At 69.9% G+C, this 23,035-nt stretch carries 3 protein-coding genes; all 3 read right to left on the bottom strand.

Going from position 1 to position 23,035, the window contains the following annotated elements:
- Positions 1-14: 14 nt before the first annotated feature.
- Complete coding sequence (locus tag EOINJALH_RS32960) at positions 15-10,100, bottom strand: calcium-binding protein (protein ID WP_144290161.1); 10,086 nt, start codon at positions 10,098-10,100, stop codon at positions 15-17.
- Between the two features lie 79 nt (positions 10,101-10,179).
- Positions 10,180-10,998, bottom strand: a complete 819-nt coding sequence (locus EOINJALH_RS25140) for a GNAT family N-acetyltransferase (protein ID WP_088285343.1) — start codon at positions 10,996-10,998, stop codon at positions 10,180-10,182.
- 65 nt (positions 10,999-11,063) lie between these two features.
- Entirely contained in the window at positions 11,064-22,904 is an 11,841-nt protein-coding gene (locus EOINJALH_RS32975; RefSeq protein ID WP_088285346.1) for a calcium-binding protein, read from the bottom strand.
- Positions 22,905-23,035 lie beyond the last annotated feature (131 nt).

Consider the following 23,035-nt stretch of genomic DNA (forward strand, 5'->3'; position numbering starts at 1 on the left):
GGGGTGGCCGCACATCATGGCAGCACCAGGATGTCCAGCCCCAGCGACCCCGGGTGCGTGCCCACGCCCAGCAGCGCGATGACCACGCCCGCAGCGCCGACGCCCTCGCCGTCGGCGTCGTAGGTGATCGCCCCGCTGGCCGGGTTGTAGGCGGTGAAGGCGTTGGTGTCCGGATCGATGGCGGTGCCCACCGCCCCGGCCAGCGCCGTGAAGGTGGCCGCCGACAGCGCCAGCTTGTCGGTGCCGGGCGCGAAGTCGGTGATGGTGTCCACCGCCGTCAGCGCGCCGGCCCCGGCGAAGGTGAAGCGATCGCCGCCGCTGCCACCGGTGAGCGTGTCGGCACCGTCGCCACCGGCGATCAGGTCGTTGCCCTCGCGGCCGTCGATCTGGTCGTTGCCGGCCAGGCCGCTGAGCACGTCGCCGCCCAGGTAGCCGATGATCGTGTCGTTGCCCGCGGTGGGCGCGACCACCATCGACCGGATCACCACCGAGGACCACTGCGTGCCGTTCGGGAACACGACGCGCTCGATCGTCGGCACGCCGTTGGCGAAGTAGTCCCGCACCTCGATCTGGTCGGTGCTGCCGCTGATCTTCAGCAGCAGTGCGTCGCCCACCCGCGAAGGCAGCAGGTTGGCCGTGGTCACGCCCGCCTCCAGCAGGATCTGGTCGACGTCGACATTGGCCGGCAGGTCGCCGCTGCCCACGGCGTAGACCGGGCCCACGCCGCTGACCAGCGCCGTGCCCCAGGTGGCCGCCGGCAGGGCCTCGAACACCGTGTCGGCACCGCCGCCCGGGCCGAAGCGGTAGACATCGCTGCCGGCGCCACCGCTGAGCATGTCGTTGCCCGGCCCACCGGCCAGCGTGTCGGCGCCCTCGCCGCCGGCCAGCCAGTCGTTGCCGGTTCCGCCGACCAGGCTGTCGGTGCCCGCGCCGCCGAACAGCGTGTCGGCGCCGCCCAGTCCCGACAGGCTGTCGGCCCCGCCGCCGCCGGACATCCAGTCGGCCGCATCCGCAACAACCTGGTCGCCCGTGTGGGTGTCGTTGACGGCCTGGCCGACAAAGACCCGGCCACCACTGTCGAAAACCGCCGCCTTGGCAGCCATCTCCGCCTGCGTGAAGACCTGGCCAGAGGCCAGGCGCAGCTGGTCGATGGTGCCCGGAGCGATGCCGTCGCCCTGGAAGAAGCCGGTGACCACGATCTGGTCCACCGAGGCGCCCACGCTCACCTGCACCACCAGGTCGTCGAAGCTGTAGAAGCCGCGCGAGAAGGCCACGTTGGCGTCCACGATGCCCGCACCGAGCACGATGCTGTCGATGCTGCCGACGAGGGTGTCGTTCTGCTCGATCAGGTCGAGCCCGCCGCCCAGGCCGAAGGCGTAGGTGTCGCTGCCCGCGCCGCCGTCGAGCACGTCGGTGCCCGGGCCACCGGTGAGCGTGTCGTTGCCCGCCTCGCCGGCCAGCGTGTCGCTGCCGGCGCCGCCGGTCAGGCTGTCGGCGCCGGGCGAGCCGATGGTGGCGATCAGGTCGGCCAGGGTGACCGTAGCGTCGTTGAACTGCACGCTTTCGACCCCCGACACGAGCACCCGGCCGGCGGCGTGGGTGAACAAGGTCTGCGTGGCGCTGGGACGCGTGACCACGCATTCCACCGCCTCGACGGAGGACAGCAACAACGTGTCGATTCCTTCGCCGCCGTCCACCGTGTCGGAACCTCCTTCCGGGAAGAAGCCGTCGTCGCCGCCGGCACCACTCATCGAGTTGTTGCCACCGTGGCCCTGCAGCGTGTTGGCCAAGGCATTGCCGAGCAGGTGGACGGGCACGGCGTCGTCCGCGAACACGGCAATGTTCTCGACGCCCGCCGGCAGCGAATAGGTGGCAGTGGCGATGGGTTGGAAGATTACGACGTCGACGCCGTCGCTGCCCGGGGCGGTTTCGTTGACGATCTCGGTGGGCAGGGTCAGGAAGTAGCGGTCATTGCCACTGCCGCCGGCCATGTTGTCGATACCGTCTCCGCCGTCCAGCAAGTCGTTGCCTGCGCCGCCGACCAGCAGGTTGGCTGCGGCATTGCCGAAGAGATTGTTGCGCAAGTCGTTGCCGATCAAGCCGACCGGGATCGCGGCCGCAGCGGTGACCACTGCGTGGTCGACATTCGGCGGCAGCGTGTAGGCGCCAGCGGCACTGAAGCGCACGTTGACCGTATCGAAGCCTTCACCGATGGCCTCCACCACCAGGTCGCCGGCCACGTCGACTTCGAAGGTGTCGTCGCCCTTACCGCCGACGAGGCTGTCCACGCCCGCGCCGCCGATCAGCGTGTCGTTTCCGTCCAGCCCCAGCAGGGTGTCGTTGCCGGCCAGGCCGTCGATCGAGTCGGCGTCGGCGGTGCCGGTGAGTGTGTCGTTGAAGGGGCTGGGCGCGTTGGCGATGAGCGTGGCCAGGTCGCGTGTGCCGTCGGTGAACTGCACCTGCTCGATGTTGCGCACCAGCGTGTCGCGCACGCCCGCGGCCTGGCCGACGGGCCGGAACAGCGTGTCGGTGACCGTGGGGCGCAGGATGAGGTAGCCGGCCAGCGCACTGTCGAGCACCAGCAGGTCGGTGTCGGCGCCGCCGTCGGCGGTGTCGTTGCCCTTGCCGCCGACCAGGGTGTCGTTGCCGGCGCCGCCGACCAGGCTGTCGTTGCCCTTGCCGCCCGAGAGGCGGTTGTCGTTGCCGTCGCCGGTGAGGACGTCGTTCAGGTTCGAGCCGTCGAGGTGCTCGAGGGCCGACAGCGTGTCGGTGCCCTGGCCGGTGGCGGTGCCGGTGGCCAGGTTGGCGGTCACCGCGCTGCCCAGACGAGCGAAGCTGGCCGTGTCCTGGCCCTTGCCGCCGTTGATCGCATCGTTGCCGGCGCCACCGTCGAGCAGGTTGTCGGCATCGCTGCCGGTGATCGTGTCGTTGAACGGCGATCCGGTGACCTGCTCGATGCCCGCCAGCGTGTCGGTGTCGCCGCCGCTGGTGGCCACGCCGCCGGCCAGGTTCACCAGCACAGCGAAAGGCAGGTCGTCGAAGCTGATGCGGTCGGTGTTGGTCCCGCCGTCGAGCAGGTCGCTGCCCTTGCCGCCAGTGAGCAGGTCGTCACCGCCCTCGCCGCGCAACGTGTCGTTGCCCTGGCCGCCCTGCAGCGTGTCGTTGCCGCTGCCGCCGAGCATGGAGTCGTTGCCGGCATCGCCGTCGACCGAATCGGCGCCGCTGGAGCCCTGCACGGTGTCGTCCAAGCCGGTGAGGGTGAAGGCTTCGATGCCCGACAGGGTGTCGATGTCGGGAGCGCTGGTGGCCAGGCCGGTGACCAGGTCCAGCGCCACACCGTCGGTCGATAAGCCCATGAAAACGCGGTCGAATCCGCCACCACCGACGACCGAATCGCTGCCGCGATGGAGGGTGAATTCGTTGCTGGCGCCATCGCCGACCAGCGTGTCGTCGCCGTCGGTCCCCACCAGCGCCTCAATGCCCACCAGAGTGTCGTTGCCCGGACCGGTGGCCAGGCCGCTGACGAGGTTGGCATTGACGCCAGCGAACAAGAAGACGACCGTGTCGAATCCAGGACCGCCCTGAAGCAGTTTGTCGCCCAGAGCGGCTTCCAGGCGGTCGTTGCCATCACCGCCATCCAGGGTGTCGTTGCCAGTGTCGCCATCCAGCGTGTTGGGGCCCGCATCGCCCACCAGGACATCACCGAAGGTTGTCCCCACCACGCGCTCGATGCCCACCAGCGTGTCGATGCCCGACCCGTCGGTGGCCAGACCGGTGGCCAGGTTGACCGTCACCGGCTCGCCGTTGCCGAGGTAGTCCGCCGTGTCGAGATCAGCGCCACCGACCAGGCGATCGCTGCCGGCGCTCCCGGTCAGGTAGTCCGACCCGGCGCCGCCGTCCAGCGTATTGGCACCGGTGGTGCCGATCAGCCAATTGTCGAGGGCATTGCCGATGATGCTGAGCGGCACTGCGCCGGAAAGGTTGGCATGGGCATACTCGACACCCGCCGGCAGCACGTAGGTGCCCGCCGCAGCGAATACCAGGAGCACCCCGTCGTTGCCGTCGCTGCCCGCCGCGGTTTCGTTGACCACGTCGGTCGGCACGTTGACCCGGTAGCTGTCATGGCCTGGACCGCCGGCCATCACATCGCTGCCCAGTCCGCCGTCCAGTACGTCGCCCCCAGGCCCACCCTGCAGGTTGTTGGGCATCGCATTGCCGATGAGCACGTTGTTCAGTTCGTTGCCCACCAGATTGACGGCCACCGCCGAGGTGACGCTGGCACGCTCCACGTTGGCCGGCAGCGTGTAGGTGCCGGCCACCGCGAAGCCGACCTCGACCCAGTCGGTGCCGCTGCTGCCGACGCTGGTCTCGTCGACCACGTCGGCCAGCACGTCAATGCGGTAAACGTCGTCGTCCGCCCCGCCCACCAGCGTGTCGATGCCGGGGCCACCGACCAGGGTGTCCCTGCCACCCCGGCCTTCGATGCGATCGTTGCCGCCCAGTCCGTCGATCAGGTTGGCGGTGTCGTCGCCGATCAGGGTGTCGGCATTTGCCGTGGCGTTGGTGTCGAGCAGGAGTTGCAGGTTGCGCAGCGCATCGGCAAACTGCACGTCCTCGACATTGCGCACGGTGACGGTCTGGCCCGCGGTGGCATCGATGAAGGCCACGTCGGTGGCGTTCAGGCGGCTGATCGCGTAGCGGGCCTGTGGCTGCGGCAGCACCAGCGTGTCGGTGTCCAGGCCACCGTCGACGGTGTCGTTGCCGAAGGCCGCGTCGAGCGTGTCGTTGCCCGCCTCGCCGACCAGGCTGTCATGGCCCTTGCCGCCGATCAGGCGGTTGGCCAGGCCGTCTCCGGCGAGGGTGTCGTCACCGCTGCTGCCTTCGAGGTTCTCGATCCCGAAGAGGCTGTCGGTGTCGCCGCCCAGGGTGGCCACCCCGGTGGCCAGGTCGGCATGGACCGCCTGCTCGAAGCTCGCCGTGTCGATGCCACTGTCACCGATCAACTGGTCGCTGCCCTTGCCACCGGCGAGCGTGTCGTCGCCCGGATCGCCCAGCAGCGCGTCGTTGCCGCCGGAGCCTCTCAGCCAGTTGCCACCCGCGTTGCCCCAGAGGGTGTCGTCGTGGCTGGTGCCGATGACGTTCTCGATGCTCGAGAGCGTGTCGGTCTCGCCGTTGATGGTGGCAGAGTTGAACAGCAGGTCGACATTGGCAAACGCCGGAGCGCCGCTCAGGTCGAGCCAGTCGCTTCCAGGGCCACCGTCGAGCAGGTCGGCGCCGATGCCGCCGTTGAGGGAGTCGTCACCCTCGCCGCCACGCAGCGTGTCGGCGCCCTTTCCGCCAGTGAGCTGGTCCGCGCTGCCGAAGCCCTCGATCGAATCGTTGCCATCGCTGCCGTCGAGCACATCGGCGTTCGCGCTGCCCGCCACCGTGTCGTCGAAGCCGGTCAGCACGACCTGCTCGATGCCGCTGAAGACATCGTTGCCGCCACCGCCGCTGGTGGTGCCGGCGACCAGGTCGACGGACACGCCGGCGCTGGCCCAGCCCAGGTTGAGCATGTCGAAACCCAATCCGCCGACGATGATGTCGTTGCCCGGCCCGGGTTGGAATTGGTTGGGCTGGTCATTGCCGGTCAGCAGGTCGTCGTGGAACGATCCCTGGATGTGCTCGATGCCCACTAGCGTGTCGGTGCCTTCGCCGGTGGCCAGGCCGGTGGCGAGGTTGACCTGCACGCCCTGCGGGGAGCTGCCGTACACCACCCAGTCCTCGTCGAGCCCACCCACCACCCGGTCGTTGCCGGCGCCCGGCGACAACTGGTCAGGCCCAGCACCGCCGTCGAGAGTGTTGTTGCCGGCATTGCCGTACAGGGCATTGGACAAGGCGTTGCCGACGAGGCTGGCGGCCACGCCTGCCACATCCGTCAACATCGCGGCTTCGACCCCGGCCGGCAGCGTGTACGAGCCGGCCAGCGCCAGGTTCAGCTCGACGAAATCGTAGCCATCGCTGCCCACGGCCGTTTCGTTGACCACGTCGGCCACCACGTTCAGGCGATAGAGGTCGTTGCCCGCACCGCCGGCCAGGGTGTCGGTGCCTGCGCCGCCGTCCAGCGTGTCATCGCCCGCCGCGCCGGTGAGGCTGTTGCCGAGCGCGTTGCCGATCAGGTGGTTGGCCAGCCCGTTGCCGACCAGGTGCACCGCCACCGCCGAGGTGACGGTGGCGTTGTCGACGTTCGGCGGCAGGGTGTAGGTGCCGGCCAGCGCGAAGCCGACCTCGACCCGGTCGACGCCTTCGTCGAGGGCCTCGACCACCTGGTCGGCCAGCACGTCGACGCGGAACACGTCGTTGCCGGGGCCGCCGATCAGCGAATCGATGCCCGTGCCGCCGATCAGGGTGTCGTGGCCGCCCAGGCCACTGAGGGTGTCGTTGCCGCCGAGTCCGTCGATGACGTCGTCGCCCGCATTGCCAAACAGGTTGTCGGGCCCGCCGGTGGCCACGCCGCTGATCAGTATGTCGGACAGGTTGCGCAGGCCATCGGCGAACTGCACCTGCTCGACATTGCGCACGATCAGGCTCTGGCCGGTGGCCGCCTGGGCGATGACCAGTTCCGTGGCGCTGGTCGGGCTCAGGGTGTAGGCCGACAGCACCTGGGACAGCACGAGGATGTCGCTGTCGGCGCCACCGTCGACGGTGTCGTTTCCGCCATCCGGCTGCAGGATGTCGTTGCCGCCACCGCCGGCCAGGCTGTCGTTGCCGAGGCCGCCATTCAGCCGGTTGTCGGAGCCGTCGCCGGTGAGCGTGTCATTGCCCTTGCCGCCCTGCAGGGCTTCGATGCCCTGCAGGCTGTCGGCCTCGATCCCGGTGAAGGCCAGACCGGTGACCAGACTGGCTTCCACCGCGTCGCCGAAGCGCGCGGTGTCGAAACCTTCGCTGCCGACCAGCGTGTCGCTGCCGGCGCCGCCGTCGAGTGTGTCGTCGCCCTTGCCCCCCGTGAGCGAGTCGGCCCCCGACGAGCCGGACAGGTCGTTGGAGTTGCTGTCGCCGACGAGGGTGTCGTTGAACAACGAGCCACGGGCGTGCTCGATCGACGACAGCAGGTCGATGTCGCCGCCATGGGCAGACTGGTCGACCGCCAACTGCACGAGGACCGGTGCGGTGGCGTAGAAGTAGTCGACCGTGTCGACGCCGAAGCCGCCGTCGAGCAGATCGCCGCCAAGCCCGGCGAGGAGGTAGTCGGCGTCGTCGCCCCCTCGCACGGTGTCGTTGCCGGCGCCGCCGTCGAGGAAATCGAGGCCGATGGAGCCCGTGATCGAGTCGGCGCCATCGCCGCCGGCGAGGTCGTCGTTGCCCTTGCCGCCTGCCAGGGTGTCGGCGAAGCCCGACCCCACGACGGCCTCGATGCCGACCAGCGTGTCCTGCCCCTCGCCGACGGCCAGGCCGGCGGCCATGTCCACGTTCACCGCGGTCAGCGAGAAATCGAACAGGGCCCGGTCGAAGTCAGCCCCGCCGACCACCGAGTCGTTGCCCAGTCCGGGCCGCAGGTCGTCCGGGCCGGCGCCGCCGTCGATCGTGTCGTCACCGGCGGCGCCCATCAGCAGGTTGCCCGAGGTCGAGCCGACCAGGCTGTCGTCGAATCCGGTGCCAACGAGGTTCTCGATGCCGACGAGCGTGTCGTTGCCGGCGCCGCCGCTGGCCAGCCCGGTGGCCAGGTTGGCCTGCACCGCGGTGCCGGCGCTGCTGTAGTCGGCCAGGTCGGTGTCGGCGCCACCGTCGAGTCGATCGTTGCCCGGGCCGCCCACCAGCACGTCGCCTCCGGCCCCGCCGCTGAGCGTCTCGCCAGCCGGGCCACCGTACAGGAAGTTGACCAGGGCGTTGCCGGTGAGGTTGACGGCCAGCGCCGCCGCATGGGTGACGCGGGCCAGCTCCACGCCGGAGGGCAGCGTGTAGCTGCCGGCCAGTGCGAGATTGAGTTCCACGGTGTCGAAACCGTCGCTGCCGGCGGCGGACTCGTTGACCACGTCGGCCACCACGTTCAGGCGATAGGTGTCGTCACCCGCGCCGCCCAGCAGCGTATCGGTGCCGGCGCCGCCGTCGAGCGTGTCGTTGCCGCCATTGCCGACCAGACTGTTGCCGACGGCATTGCCGACGAGCAGGTTGTCCAGCGCGTTTCCGGTGAGGTGCACCGCCACCGCCGAGGTGACGGTGGCGTTCTCCACCTCGGCGGGCACCACGTAGGTCCCGGCCAGCGCGAAGCCGACCTCGACGCGGTCGGTGCCGCCGCTGGGCGCGGTGGTCTCGTCGACCACGTCGGCCAGCACGTCGATGCGGAACACGTCGTCACCCTTGCCGCCCACCAGCGTGTCGATGCCGGGGCCACCGACCAAGGTGTCGTTGCCGCCGAGGCCGCTGATGCTGTCGTTGCCGGCAAGGCCGTCGATCGAGTTGGCGTTGTCGTCGCCGGTGAGGGTGTCGTTGCCGGTGCTGGGGGTGTTGGCCACCGTCGCAGCCACCTGCGCGGCCGTGCGCGTGCCGTCGGCGAAGGCGAAGAACTCGGTGGTGCGCACCGTCACGTCCTCGGCGCTGGCCGCACGCAGCAGTCGGATGTCGCCGGCCACGGGCACGGAAATGACGTAGGCCGCCAGGCTGTTGGCCAGCACCACGGTGTCGGTGCCGAGGCCGCCGACCACGGTGTCGACGCCGGTGCCGGCGTCCAGGCGGTCGTCGTTGTCGCCACCGGTCAGCGAGTCGTTGCCCGGGCCGCCCAGCAGCGTGTCGTTGCCGATGCCACCGTCCAGCACGTCGGCACCTTCCAGCCCGAGCAGGCTGTCGGTGCCGCTGGCGCCGGTGAGCGTGTTGCCGGCGGAGTTGCCCTCCAGCGTGTCGGCGAAGGCGGAACCGATGGCGCTCTCGATGACGGCACCGTAGGCGATGGTCAGCGTGTCGCGCACGCTGCTCTGGCCGTTGGAATAGGCCACGCCGATCTGTGACCACTTGCCGGGGGTGAGGTAGATCGTGGTGGACTGGGCTTGCGTGCTGGCACTGATGGTGTCGGCGCCGCCCGCGTCCCAGATGGTCTCGAACACCGACGCGCCGGCCGCCCACGAATAGACGTCGTTGCCGGTGCGGTAGGTGGTGTTGGCACCGTACATGAACTGCAGGGCCAGGATGTCGTTGACCATCAGCGTGGACGGGTACACGGCATTGGTGTAGCCGGCATTGACGGGCTGGCCGTCGTAGCCGCGGTAGCTCATCACCGTGTACTTCATCTGGTCTTCGCCGGGCACGGCCGCCAGGTTCGCAGGCGCATCGTGCGGATGCAGCAGCCCCACGGCGTGGCCCAGTTCGTGCAGGAAGGTGTGGTAGCCGTAGTTGCCCACGGCAGGCGTCAGGTAGCCGGCGTTGTTGGGGCCGAACCAGATGTCGCCGCCACTGGCCGCGCTGAACGGATAGTAGGCAAAGGCCGTGCCGACCCCGGCCGAGCTGGTGTTGTTGAAGCGGATGTCGCCTGCGGTGGTGGCATTGTCCGCGAGGGCCGAGAACGTGAGCTTGCTCACCGCTGCGTAGCTGGCCATCACCGCCAACGCCGCCGTGGCCTGGGTGGGGTTGAGCGTGGTGCGGTTGACAACGGTGCTGCCATCCTCGTAGTTGTAGGCCGACGCGCCGGCCCCCAGGCTGTAGGTCAGCGCCACGGCGCTGCCCATCGTGACGCCGCCCCACTTCTGGCCGACCAGCAGGTTCTGGATGCTCAGGTCGGTACCGCCTTCGGTGGTGGCGCTGAACGAGGTGTAGGCCACCCGGGACGCGGTCACGCCGTTGCCACCTCCGCCGAAGCTGGACGCGTCGGTCCCCGGCACCACCAGCGATCCGTCCGACTGGCGTGCGTCGTCCCCCAGGGTGGGCCCCGCCTCGGCGCGGGTGGCGCCGGTGGCCAGCGAAAAGCATCCGCCGCACGCGCAGCGCAGTCCGATGTAGGGTTCTGCCGCGCCGTCGGCGGTGCCGAGCGGTGCACCGAGCTGCCAGCCCTGCACCGATCCGTAGTCGATCGACAGGATCGGGTTGAGGTCATCGGCCACTGTGGTGGTCGTGGACGCGTTCTGGCTGCTCATGCGGGCTCCCTGGTGTTGGATGGTGCGGCCTCCGCGGGGCCGGTCACCGATGCCGGCCGTTGGGCCGGACGTGTGATTCTCAATGGGGTGCGGCGCCCGAAACCTGAACGCCGACCAAGGCCTGCCACTCCAGCCCCAGCCGCCGCCGGGCCATGGCCACGATGCGCTCGTTGGCCAGCAGCTGCGCGCGGGTCAGGCCCAGGGCATGCACGTCGACGAACTCGCCCGGGGGCAGGAAGAAATGGTCCTTCAGCGTGCCCTCGTGCAGCAGCCCCACCCGCAGCGAGTTGTGCAGCGCCTCGGGGTTGGCCGCGTAGACGTAGGAGTAGAGCTTGTTCAGCCGCGCCAGCGCGAAGGCGAAGTGATAGACCAGCAGCATGGCCATGACCCCATGCGTGGCCGCCGCCGGGCCGGTGAAGCCCAGCGAGACCTCGGCCTTGGCATTGCCCAGGCTCAGGCTGGTGAGCGAGGCCAGGCCCAGGCGCCGGTCGTCGCGGTCGCAGACGATCCAGTGCACCGCCTGCAGTTCCACCGGCGACTGCAGCCCGGCGCGGGCCAGCGCCCGTTCGAGGTCGCCGCTCCAGGAGGCCTGGCGGTTGTAGCGGCGGGCGAACTCTCGGTCCTCGAAGCACTGGCGGTAGAAGGCCGCGTCCCCGGCCTCGGTGCGGCGCAACCGAACCCCGCCGCCGGCCAGCGGCGCCCACCAGAACGGCGCGGCGCGGTACTGCCAGGCGCGCAGGCGCCTGACCAGCGCGGCGTCGGCCGGCGCACCGCTGGCGCCCGCCTGCGCGGCCAGTTGCTGCCCCAGGCCCTGCAGGGCCTGCCGCACCTCGCCCCACCGGGCTTGCGCCGCCGCGGCTTCCACCGGCGCGAAATCGACGGGCGCAAGGCCCGTCAAGACCGCCTCCCCTCGGCGATCCCCTCACTGCGTGCTGCCACGTCCGATCCCTCCTGGCGCCGCCCTCACGGCAGCACGAGGATATCCGCTCCCAGCGCCGCCGGGTGCGTCACCGTGCCCAGCAGCGCGATGACCACGCCCGCGGCGCCCACGCCCTCGCCGTCGGCGTCGTAGGTGATCGCACCGGTGGCCGGGTTGTAGGCGGTGAAGGCGTTGGTGTCCGGATCGATGGCGGTGCCCACCGCCCCGGCCAGTGCCGTGAAGGTGGCCGCCGACAGGGCCAGCTTGTCCAGCCCCGGCACGAAGTCGGTGATCGTGTCGGTACTGGCCAGTGCCCCGGCACCGCTGAAGACGAAGCGGTCGGCCCCGGCCCCACCGGTGAGCAGGTCTGCACCGTCGCCGCCGTTGATCGTGTCGGCGCCTTCGCGGCCATCGATCTGGTCGCTGCCGGCCAGGCCGTTGAGCGCGTCACCGCCCAGGTAGCCAACGATCGTGTCGTTGCCCGCCGTCGGCGTGATGAGCTTGGTGCGCACGGTGGCCGGCGTCCACTGCACGCCATTGGAAAAGACGATGCGCTCGATCGTCGACACGCCATTGGCAAAGAAATCGCGCACCAGCACCGAATCGCCCGTGCCGCTGACCGACAGTTCCAGCGACTCGCCGAAGCGGCTGGGCACCAGGTTGGCGGGCGTGATGCCAGCGCCGAGCAGCAGCAGGTCGAAATCGGCCGCGCGCGGCAGGTCGCCGTCGCCCACCGCATAGACCGGGCCCACGCCGCTGTCGAGTGCGCCGCCCCAGGTGGCGACGGGCAGGGCCTCCTCGATCAGGTCTTCGCCAGCCCCAAGGCCGAACACGTAGACATCGCCGCCGGCACCGCCGCTCATCGTGTCGTTGCCGGTGCCGCCGTTGAGCAGGTCGGCACCGTCGCCGCCGGCCAGACGGTCGTTGTCGCCACCGCCCTGCAGCGTGTCGTTGCCGGCGCCGCCGAACAGGGTGTCGTTGCCGAGCAGGCCGGCCAGGCTGTCGTTGCCGCTGCCGCTGGAGATCCAGTCGCCTGCTGCGCCGAGCACGTCGCCGGTGAGCGTGTCGTTGCCGACCAGGCCGACGAAGACATGGTCGCCGCCGTCGAAGGCCACCGCCGCCGACGCCATCTGGGCCCGCGGGACGACGATGTTCGGGGCGATGCGCAGTTCGTCGATGGTGCCCGGGTGGATGGCGTCGCCCTGGAAGAAGTTGACCACCACGATCTGGCCGGCCACCCCGCCCGTGCCGATGTTGACGACCAGATCGTCGACGCCGAACGAGCCGCGCGAGAAACTGACATCGCCCTGCGCGATGCCGGCGCCGAGTTGCACCACGTCGATGCTGCCGGCCACGGAGTCGTTCTGCTCGATCACGTCGAGGCCACTGCCCAGGTTGTAGGTGTAGGTGTCGCTGCCGTCGCCGCCGTCGAGCAGGTCGTTGCCGGGGCCGCCCACCAGGCTGTCGTTGCCGACACCGCCGGCCAGCGTGTCGCTGCCGGCGCCACCATCGAGGGTGTCGGCGCCGCCCCCGCCGCCGATGTCGTCGTCCCCTGCGCCGCCCGTCAACGAATCGGGGTCGGGGGAGCCGATCAACGCGATCAGGCTGGCCAGCGACACGGCCGGCGCCACGCCGAACTGCACCTGTTCCACCTCGCTGACGAGCGCCGTACCGCCCGGCCCGGTGAACAGCGTCTGCGTGGCGCTGGGCCGACTGAGGGTGTAGTCGACCGCATTGCCGGGCAGTTGCAGCAGGTCGATGTCGGCGCCGCCGACCAGCGTGTCGTTGCCCGGCGATCCGACCAGCGTGTCGTTGCCCGCCGCGCCGGTGATCGAGTTGTTGCCGGCATGGCCCTCCAGCCGGTTGGGCAGCGCATTGCCGCCAATGCCGATGGCCAGGCCCGCCGCGGCGTTGGCCACGGCATGCTCGACGTTGTCCGTCAGCGTGTAGGCGCCGAGTGCAGTGAAGGCCAGCACCACGGTGTCGATGCCGGCGCTGCCGGCCACGGTCTCGTTGACCAGGTCGGCGGCCGCGTTGAGCACGTAGCGGTCGTTGCCGGCGCCGCCGACCAGCGTGTCGATGCCGGCACCGCCGTCGAGCGTGTCGTTCCCGGCGCCGCCGACCAGGCTGTTCGCGACCGCATTACCGACGATGACGTTGTCCAGGCCGTTGCCCACCACGCCGACGGCCAGGGCCGAGGTGACATTGGCGTTCTCGACATGGTCCGGCAGCGTGTAGCTGCCCACCGCCGCGAACGCGACGTCGACCGTGTCGGTGCCCTCGTTCAGCAGCTCGACGATCACGTCGCCTGGCACGTCGACCACGTAGCGGTCGTTGTCGGCGCCGCCGATCAGCGAATCGATGCCGGGGCCGCCGATCAGCGTGTCGTTGCCGGCGAAGCCACTGATCGTGTCGTTGCCGGCCAGGCCGTCGAGGCTGTCCGGGCCGGGCGTGCCCAGCAGGGTGTCGTTGAAGGTGCTGGGCGCGTTGCCGAGCACCACCGCCAGCGACTGCGTGACATCGGTGAACCGGAGCGTCTCGACGTTGCGCAGGGTGACGTTCTCCTGCGTCGCCGCGTTGACCAGCAGCACATCGGTGGCATTGGGCCGGGTGATGGTGTAGCTGGCCAGCGCGCCGGCGAACACCGCCGTGTCGCCGGGGGTGGCGCCACCGTCGTCGGCGCCGCCGTCGAGCGTGTCGACACCAGCGCCGGCGGTGAGCGTGTCGTTGCCGGCGCCGCCCGAGAGGCTGTCATTGCCGCCCAGCCCGTCGATGTCGTTCGGGCCGGCATCGCCAGTGAGAATATCACCGAAATTGAGCGAACCTCGCAGGTTCTCGAAGTTCAGCAGCACGTCGATGCCGTCGGCGCCGGACGAACTGCCGGTGACCAGGCTCACGGTGACGCTGCCGTTGGCCAGGCGGTAATCGGCGCGGTCGATGCCGTCGCCGCCGTCGAGCGAATCGTCGCCCTGGTTGCCGCGCATGGCCTCGCCATCGGTGCTGCCGGTGACGGTATCGTTGCCGCGGCCGCCGACGATGAACTCGACGCCGGTGAACACATCGGTGCCCAGGCCGGTGGCCGTGCCGGTGCCGGGGGCGCTGAAGCTCACCGTGACGGGAGTGTTCTGGCTGTCGTAGGCCAGCAGGTCGATGCCGTCGCCGGCGTTGATCGTGTCGTTGCCGAGGCCGGGCCAGAAGTAGTTCAGCGCCGCGGCCGAGCCGGTGATCGAATCGTTCTGCGCCGAGCCGATCACGCCTTCGATGTCGACCAGGGTGTCGTTGCCCTCGCCGGTGGCGATGTTGGTGACGAGGCTCACCGTCACGCCGGCCGCCGAGCCGCCGAAGTCGGCGAAGTCGAAGAACACCTGCGTGCCGCCGACCAGGGTGTCGTTGCCGTCGCCGCCGCGCAGCGTGTCGTCGCCGCCGTTGCCCACCAGCGAGTCGTTGCCGCCCATGCCGTCGAGCGTGTTGGCGCCGTCGTTGCCGGTGAGGGTGTCGGGCGAGCCGATCGAGCCGCGAAGGTGCTCGATGTTGGACAGTACGTCGTTGCCATCGGCGCCGGTCGAGGTGCCGGAGACCAGGCTCACGGTGACGCTGCCATTGGCATTGCGGTAGTCGGCACGGTCGCTGCCGTCGCCGCCGTTGAGCGTGTCGTCGCCACGCCGCCCGCGCAGGGTCTCGTTGGCCGCGCTGCCGGTGATGACATCGCCATTCTGGGAGCCGAACAGGCCTTCGATGCCGGTGTAGACGTCGGTGCCGAGACCGGTGGCGGTGCCTGCGTTCGGGCCGCTGGGCACGAAGGTGATCGGGTTCGGCGAATCGCTGAAGTCGATGATGTCGAACGCGCCGTTGCCGGTGACGGTGTCGTTGCCGGCACCGAGCTGGAAGAAGGTGAGCGGGCCGGAGCCCACCACGCTGTCGTTGCCCGGCGAGCCGAACACGCCCTCGATGCCGATCAGCACGTCGGTGCCGTGGCCGGTGGCGGTGCCGTTGGCCAGGTTCACCGTGACGCCGACGGGCGCGCTGCGGTAGTCGGCGAAGTCGATGCCGCCCGAGGGTTCGGCACCGCCGTCCAGCGTGTCGTTGCCGGCGTTGCCGGCGAGCGTGTCCTCGCCGTCAGCGCCCGACAGGCTGTCGGCAAAGGCACCGCCAGTGAGCACGTTGAAGAGGCCGTTGCCGGTGAGGGAGACGAGCGCCGCCGCCGCGGCCTCGATGCGCCCGTTCTCGACGTTGTCGGGCAGGGTGTAGGACGTGTTGATGTCCGAGATCACGACGACCGTGTCGATGCCTTCGTTGACGGCCTCGTTGGCCAGGTCGCCGTTGAAGCCGACGAGGTAGGTGTCGTCGCCCTGGCCGCCGACGGCCGTGTCGGCACCGAAGCCACCGTCGAGGGTGTCGTTGCCGATGCCACCGACCAGGCTGTCATTGCCGTTGCCACCGAGCAGGGTGTCCAGGCCGGCGCCGCCGTCGAGCGTGTCGTTGCCGCTGGCCCCGTCGAGCTGGTTGTTGCCGCCGTCGCCGGTCAGCGAATCGTTCTGGAACGAGCCACGCAGGTTCTCGACGCCCACCAGCGTGTCCGTGCCGGACGCCGTGAACGCGCGGCCGGTGCTCAGGTTCGCCGTCACGCCCGTCTGTTCGGTGATGAAGCGCACCAGGTCGATGCCGCCGCCGCCCACGATGGAGTCGGCGCCGAGATAGCCTTCGAGGTTGTTGTCGCCGTCGTTGCCGATCAACGTGTCGTTGCCGGCCGAACCGCGGGCGCCCTCGATGCCCGCCAACGTGTCGGTGCCCGATCCTGTGACGGTGCCCAAGGCCAGGTCGATCGTCACCGGGCCCGCCGAGTTGGCGTAATAGGCGATGTCGAGGCCGTCGCCGCCGGTGATCGAATCGTTGCCGCCCTCGCCGGTGAAGATGAGGTCGTCGCCGGGGCCCGCGTCGACGATGTGGTTGCCCGAGCCGAGGCCGATGGAATCGGCGCCATCGCCCGCGATCACCGTGTCGTTGCCGTCGCCGGTGTCGAAGCCGTTGCTGCCGGCGTCGCCGACCAGGCTGTCAGCGAAGGCGCTGCCCGTCACGTTCTCGATGCCCGACAGCGTGTCGGTGCCGGCCGCGCCGGTGGCGCTGCCGGTGACCAGGCTCACGGTGACGGCGCCGCCCGCGTCGGCATAGGACACCTCGTCGAGGCCCACGCCGCCAGCGATCGAATCGTTGCCCAGGCCACCGACGAGGAAGTCGCTGCCGTCGCCGCCGTCGAGCGTGTCGTTGCCCTTGCCGCCGAACAGCCCGTCGTTGCCGAGGGCGCCGGCCAGGCTGTTGTTGCCGTCGGCGCCTTCGATCACGTTGTCCAGCGCATTGCCGGTGACGTTGATCGCCAGCGAGCCGGACGCGACGATGCGCGCGTTCTCGACGCTCACCCCCAGGGTGTAGGGGCCGGCCACGCCGAAGGCGAGGTCGACGCGGTCGATGCCGCTGCTGCCCACCGCGGTTTCATTGACCACGTCGGTGGACGCGCTCAGCACGTACACGTCATCGCCGCCGCCGCCGGCCATCACGTCGGCGCCCGCGCCGCCGTCCAGCGTGTCGTTGCCGAGGCCGCCGCTCAGGTTGTTGACCACGGCATTGCCGACCAGCACGTTGTCGAGTTCGTTGCCAACCAGGTTGACCGCCCCGGCCGAGGTGACCGTGGCGTTCTCGATGTTGGCGGGCAGGCTGTAGATGCCGAGCGCCAGGCCGACGTTGACGCGGTCGATGCCGCCGCTGTCGTTGCCGTTGTCCTCGACCTCGTCGACCAGGTCGGCCAGCACGTCGATGCCGTAGACGTCGTCGCCCGCACCGCCGCGCAGCGAGTCGTTGCCGATGCCGCCGATCAGCGTGTCGTGGCCGCCCAGGCCGACCAGCGTGTCGTTGCCGCCCAGGCCGTCGATCAGGTTGTTGCCGGCGTCGCCGGTGAGCGAATCGTCGCCGCTGTCGGCGGCTGCGTTGATCACGTCGACGATGGGCTTGGTGCCGTCGGTGAAGGCGATGAACTCGATGTTGCGCGCGGTGATCGCCTCCTGGGTGGCCGGGTTCACCAGCACCAGGTCGGTCGCGTTCGGCCGGGTCAGGGTGTAGGCGGCGAAGGCGCCCAGCACCACCAGCGTGTCGCCTTCGGCGCCTGCCGGCGCGTCGGTGCCGCCGTCGACGGTGTCGTTGCCGGTGCCGGGCTCCAGTCGGTCGATGCCGGCACCGCCAGCGAGGCTGTCATTGCCGGCGAAGCCCTCCAGCGTGTTGGCCGCGGCGCTGCCGGTGATCGTGTCGTTGAAGTCGCGCGAGCCGCGCGCCCATTCGATGTCGATCAGCGTGTCGGTGCCGCCGAAGCCGTCGGCAGCGGTGCCGGTGGCCAGGTTGACGTTGACGCCGGCCGGGCTGTTGCGGTAGCTCACCACGTCGATGCCGCCGTTGCCGTCCATGCTGTCGTTGCCGCCGCGGCCGTCGAAACCTTCCAGCGGCGCGGTGTCGCTGCCGGTGAGGGTGTCGTTGAAATCGGAGCCGCGCGCGGCCTCGATGCGCAGCAGCACGTCGGTGCCGATCAGCCCGTTGGCGCCGATCACGCCGTCGCTGGCCGAGCCGGGATTCGTGTCGTTGAGCACCACCACCACGGCCTGCGTCGAGCTGCGGTAGTCGGCGATGTCGTAGCCCTGGCCGCCATCGATGGTGTCGTCGCCGCCGCCGCCACGGAAGAGTTCAGTGACGCTGAAGTCGGTCTGTACCGTGCCGTTGGCGACCACGCCGCCCACCAGCGAATCGCCGAAGCCGCTGCCCAGCACGCCCTCGATGTTGGCGAAGGTGTCCGTGCCGTCCTGGCCGTCGCCCGCGCTCCCGCTGACCAGGTTGACGGTGACGCCGATGCTGGCCGACTGGTAGTTCAGCAGGTCGAAGCCGCCGCGGCCGTCGATCGAGTCGTTGCCGGCGCGGCCGTCGAACACCTCGCTGTAGTCGGTGCGGTCACTGCCGCGCAGCGTGTCGTTATGGCCCGAGCCGCGCACCTGATTGAAGTTGGTGAGGACATCGTTGCCGGCGCCCCCGCTGGCCGTGCCGGCGCGCAGGTCGACCACCACCGCCGCGCCGGCATTCTGGTAGTTCACCCGGTTGCTGTCTCGCTGCAGCAGGCTGTCGATGAGGACCCCGCCATTGAGCGTGTCGTCACCGACCCCCCCTTCGACCTGCTCGAACTGCAACGCGCTGCTGCCGAGGTAGGTGTCGGATTGCCCCGACAGCGTGAAGAACTGGAAGTTCGAGAAGGTGTCGTTGCCACCCAGGCCGTCGGCCGCCGTGCCGGTGCCCACGCTGCCATCGCCGCTGATGCCGGCCATGTTGACGTTGACCGCAGCGGTGGCGTCGCTCCAGCTCAGCGAGTTGCCGTCGGTGGAGTTGATGCGGTCGGTCATCACGCCGCCGTCGAGCGTGTCGCTGCCGGCATTGCCGCGCATGAAGTCGCCGCCGGCTTCGCCGCGCAGCAGGTCGTTGCCGTCGCCGCCGAAGAGCGAGTCGTTGCCTGCGCCACCGAGCAAGGTGTCGCTGCCCTTGCCGCCGCTGAGCACGTCGTTGCCGCCCAGGCCGCTGAGGCTGTTGGGCCCGTCGCCGCCCGTCAGGTTGTTGGCCAGTTCGGTGCCAGTGACGTTGACCGCCAGCGCCCCCGACTGCACGGTGGCGTTCTCGACGCCGACCGGCAGCGTGTAGCTGCCGAGCGCGCCGAATTGCAGCAGCACGATGTCGGCGCCGTCGCTGCCGGCGGCGGTCTCGTTGACCACGTCGGCCGGCACGCTGAGCACGTACTGGTCGTTGCCGGCGCCGCCGGCCAGGGTGTCGATGCCGGCACCGCCGTCGAGGGTGTCGTTGCCGCCGTTGCCGGTCAGGCTGTTGGCGGCCGCGTTGCCGACCAGACGGTTCGCAGCGTCGCTGCCTATCAGGTGGACGGCAATGGTCGGCCCCGAGGTCACGGTGGCGTTCTCCACATTGGCCGGCAGCGTGTAGGTGCCGGCCAGTGCCAAGCCGACATCGACGCGGTCGGTGCCGCCGCTGTCGCTGCCGTTGTCCTCGACCTCGTCGACCACGTCGGCGAGTACGTCGATGCCGTACACGTCGTTGCCCTTGCCGCCGCGCAGCGAATCGGTGCCGACGCCGCCGGTCAGCGTGTCGTCGCCGGCCAGGCCCACCAGCGTGTCGTTGCCACCGGCGCCGTCCAGCGCGTCGGGGCCATCGGTGCCGGTGAGGCTGTCGGCCGCGCTGCCGCCGGCCAGCGCACGAAGCTCGGCGAAGGTGCGGGTTTCGGAGCTGGCGTCGAACGTGAAGACCACGGTCTCGACGCTGTCGCGCAGGGTGATCACCTGGCCCAGCGCCCCGGTCAGGCGCAGTTCGGTGGCACTGACCTCGACCACCGCCACCGTGGACAGTGGCCCGAGCATCAGCAGCATGTCGTTGCCGATGCCGCCGTCGATGGTGTCGTTGCCGCCGCCGCCGGAGAAGGTGTCGTCGCCGTCGCCGCCCGACAGGCTGTTGTTGCCGATGCCGCCGGAGATGCCGTTGGCCAATGCGTTGCCGGTGACGTTGACAGCCGCCGCCGACGCCACCATGGCCGTCTCGACGTTGGCGGGCATCGTGACGGCACCGGCCGCGGTCAATGCATATTCAACATAGTCAGCGCCCTCGCCGACGTTCTCCACCACCACGTCGGTGAGCGATTCCACCGAATACGCGTCATCGCCCTGGCCGCCGACCATGCTGTCGACGCCGGCACCACCGATCAGAGAATCACGCCCGGCACCGCCGATCAGGGTGTCGTTGCCGGCGGCACCGACGAGGTAGTCGTTGCCGCCGGCTCCGTCGAGCGTGTTGGCGCCGGCATTGCCGGTGAGGCTGTCGTCGAAGTCGTTGGCGCCGCGCACGTGCTCGATGTTGAGCAAGGTGTCGCTGCCACCGAAGCCGTCGGTCGTGGCCGTGCCGGCCCCGAGGTCGACCACCACGCCACCGCCGTAGAAGTAGTCGGCCTGGTCGGGGCCGCCTCGGCCGTCGATCGTGTCGTTGCCGTTGCGGCCCTCGAAGCTTTCGAGCACCAGGCCATCGCTGCCGGTGAGCGCGTCGTTGAACTGCGAGCCGCGCACCTGCTCGATGTTGAGCAGCGTGTCGGTGTTGCCGTAGCCGTCGCTGGCGCTGCCCGCGGCGCCGATCGTCACGTTGGCACCGGCCGGCGCGTCGAAGTACGACACCCAGTCGACACCGCCCTGGCCGTTGATCGTGTCGTTGCCCGAATCGCCGATGAAGCGCTCGACCAGGTCGGTGCGGTTGGTGCCGGTGAGCAGGTCGGCAAAGTCGCCGCCGCGCACATGCTCGATGTTGCTGACCGTGTCGATGCCGCCCTGGCCGTCGGCCACGGCGATGGTGGCACCCGCGCCACCCAGGGCGACGGTGACGCCGACGGTGGCGTTGTCGTAGCGGATCCAGTCTTCGCCGCCGCGGCCGTCGATGCTGTCGCTGCCGGCGGCGGGGCGGAACTGCTCGCTCCAGGCCGTGGCGTCGCTGCCCAGCAGCGTGTCATCGAAGGCCGAGCCCTGGATCTGGTTGATGTTGAGCAGGGTGTCGGTGCCGGCGCTGCCGCTGGCGGTGCCGGCGGCCAGATCGACCGTGATGCCGACCTGGCTGGCGCCGACCTGGGGCGCACTGGAGTAGCTCACGCGGTTGGCATTGCGGCCGTCGGTGAGGTCGGTGATGGCGCCGCCGTTGATCACGTCGTTGCCGGTGCCGCCTTCGAAGAGTTCGAAGATGCGCGCCGTGCTGCCGGTGATCGTGTCGTTGTTCGGCGAGCCGATCACGAAGTTGATGTTGCGCAGCGTGTCGGTGCCGCCATGGCCATCCAGCGCAGTGCCGCTGCCGGTGCTGCCGTCGCCGGTGATGCCCGACAGGTTCACGGTGACGACCCCCGGCGACAGCGCGTAGCTCACCCAGTTGGCATCGCGGTAGTTGCCTCGGTCTGACACCGGTGCGCCGTCGATGGTGTCGTTGCCGGCACCGCCTTCGAACGTGTCCTGCGAGGTCAGCACGATGCTGCCGGTGATGCTGTCGGCAAAGGACGAGCCCAGCACCGCGTTGACGCCGATCAGCGTGTCATTGCCTTCGGCACCGCTGCTGCTGCCGGTGCCGAGGTTGACGGTGACCGGCCCGCTGGCGCCGCTGTAGAAGGCCCAGTCCAGTCCCCCGCCGCCGTCGAGCGTGTCGTCACCCAGGCCGCCAGTGAGGGTGTCGTTGCCGTTGCGCCCTTCCAGACGGTTGGCACCGCCGTTGCCGGTGATGTTGTCGCGAAGTGGCGACCCGAAGACGCCCTCGATGTTGACCAGCGTGTCGGTGCCGCCCAGGGGGTCGGACGCAGTGCCCGTGGTCAGGTTGACGGTGGCGCCGAGTTGAAGGGGGTTGGTGACGAAGCTGCCATTGAAGTTGTCGAAGCGCACGATGTCGACGCCGCCGCGGCCATCGATCGAATCGTTGCCGGCGTTGCCTTCGAACTGCTCGGCCCGTACCGCGTCGTTGCTGCCCAGCAGCGTGTCGTTGCCGCTGCCGCCGCGCACGGCGCTGAAGTTCAGCAGCACGTCGCTGCCGGCACCGCCGGTGGCGGTGCCGGCGATCAGGTCGACCGTGACCGGGAGGGTGGCAAAAGCGTAGCTCACGCGGTTGGAGTTCGCCGGGAACAGCACGTTGTCCATGGCCCCGCCATCGATCGTGTCGTCGCCGCCCACGCCCTGGAACATCTCGAAGCTGGCCGCGGTGCTGCCCAGCATGCTGTCGTTCTGCGGGCTGCCGATGAAGTAGAAGAAGTTCGAGATGGTGTCGGTGCCGCCGGTGCCGTCCTGCACCGTGCCGCTGCCGGTGCCGCCGTTGCCGCTGACGCCCGACAGGTCCATCGTGATGCCGGTGCCGCCCACGTCTTCGTACGAGATCTGGTTGCCGTCGGTGAAGTTGATGCGGTCGGTGATGGTCCCGCCGTCGACGGTGTCGCTGCCGGCCCCTGGGCGGATGTTGTCCGCGCCGGCGCCGCCCAGGATGCTGTCGTTGCCGGCGCGGCCCTCGATGAAGTTGGCGCCGGCATCGCCGGTGAGCGTGTCGTTGAAATCGCTGCCGTTGATGTTCTCGATGCCCGACAACGTGTCCAGGCCGGCGCCGCCGCTCACCTGGCCTGTCAGCAGGTTGACGCTGACGCCGGCACTGGTGTCGCTGAAGAAGTAGTCGGCGGTGTCGATGCCCGCGCCACCGACCACGCTGTCGTTGCCCGCGCCGGGGGTGATGTAGTCGTTGCCGTCGCCGCCCTGGATGGTGTCGTTGCCGGCGTCGGCGCGCAGTTGATCGTTGCCGGCGCCACCGTCGAGCAGGTCGCCGCCGTCGCCGCCGTACAGGCTGTCGTTGCCATTGCCGCCGAGCAGGCTGTCGTTGCCGCCGTTGCCGAACAGTTCGTCGTTGCCGTCGAGGCCGTTCAGGCTGTTGTTGCCCGCACCGCCCTCCAGCCGGTTGGCCTGCGTGTTGCCCGTCAGGTGGATGGCCAGCAGGCCCGCTGCGGTGACCGTGGCGTTCTCCACCGCGGTGGGCAGCACGTAGGTGCCCGCCACGGCGGTGGCCACGTTGACCTGGTCGACGCCATCGCTGCCGGCGATGGTCTCGTCGACGACGTCGGTGAACACGTCGATGAGGTAGGTGTCGTTGCCGGCGCCGCCGCGCAGCGTGTCGATGCCGCTGCCGCCGTCGAGCAGGTCGTTGCCAGCCAGGCCAAGCAGCAGGTCGTTGCCGGCCAGGCCCTGCAGGGTGTCGTCGACATCGGTGCCGTCGAGGGTTTCACCAATTGCCGTGCCGATCTTGAGTGCCATGACGCCGCCCTGAGTCTGAAGGTGTGTGCCGGTGATCCCTGATCCGTCGCCCGGCCGCCACACGCTCAGGTGGTGCACCAGCACACGAATCGCCCGCGCGGAGCATAAGCGCGACTTACGTCATGAAACAT

The organism is Ideonella sp. A 288 (genome assembly GCF_002198735.1).
In the GTDB taxonomy this organism is placed as follows: domain Bacteria; phylum Pseudomonadota; class Gammaproteobacteria; order Burkholderiales; family Burkholderiaceae_C; genus Pseudaquabacterium.

What these genes read in the sequence shown, in the direction of transcription:
- EOINJALH_RS32960 (WP_144290161.1), bottom strand. Translation starts at nt 10,100, where the DNA reads ATGAGCAGCCAGAACGCGTCCACGACCACCACAGTGGCCGATGACCTC.
- EOINJALH_RS32975 (WP_088285346.1), bottom strand. Translation starts at nt 22,904, where the DNA reads ATGGCACTCAAGATCGGCACGGCAATTGGTGAAACCCTCGACGGCACC.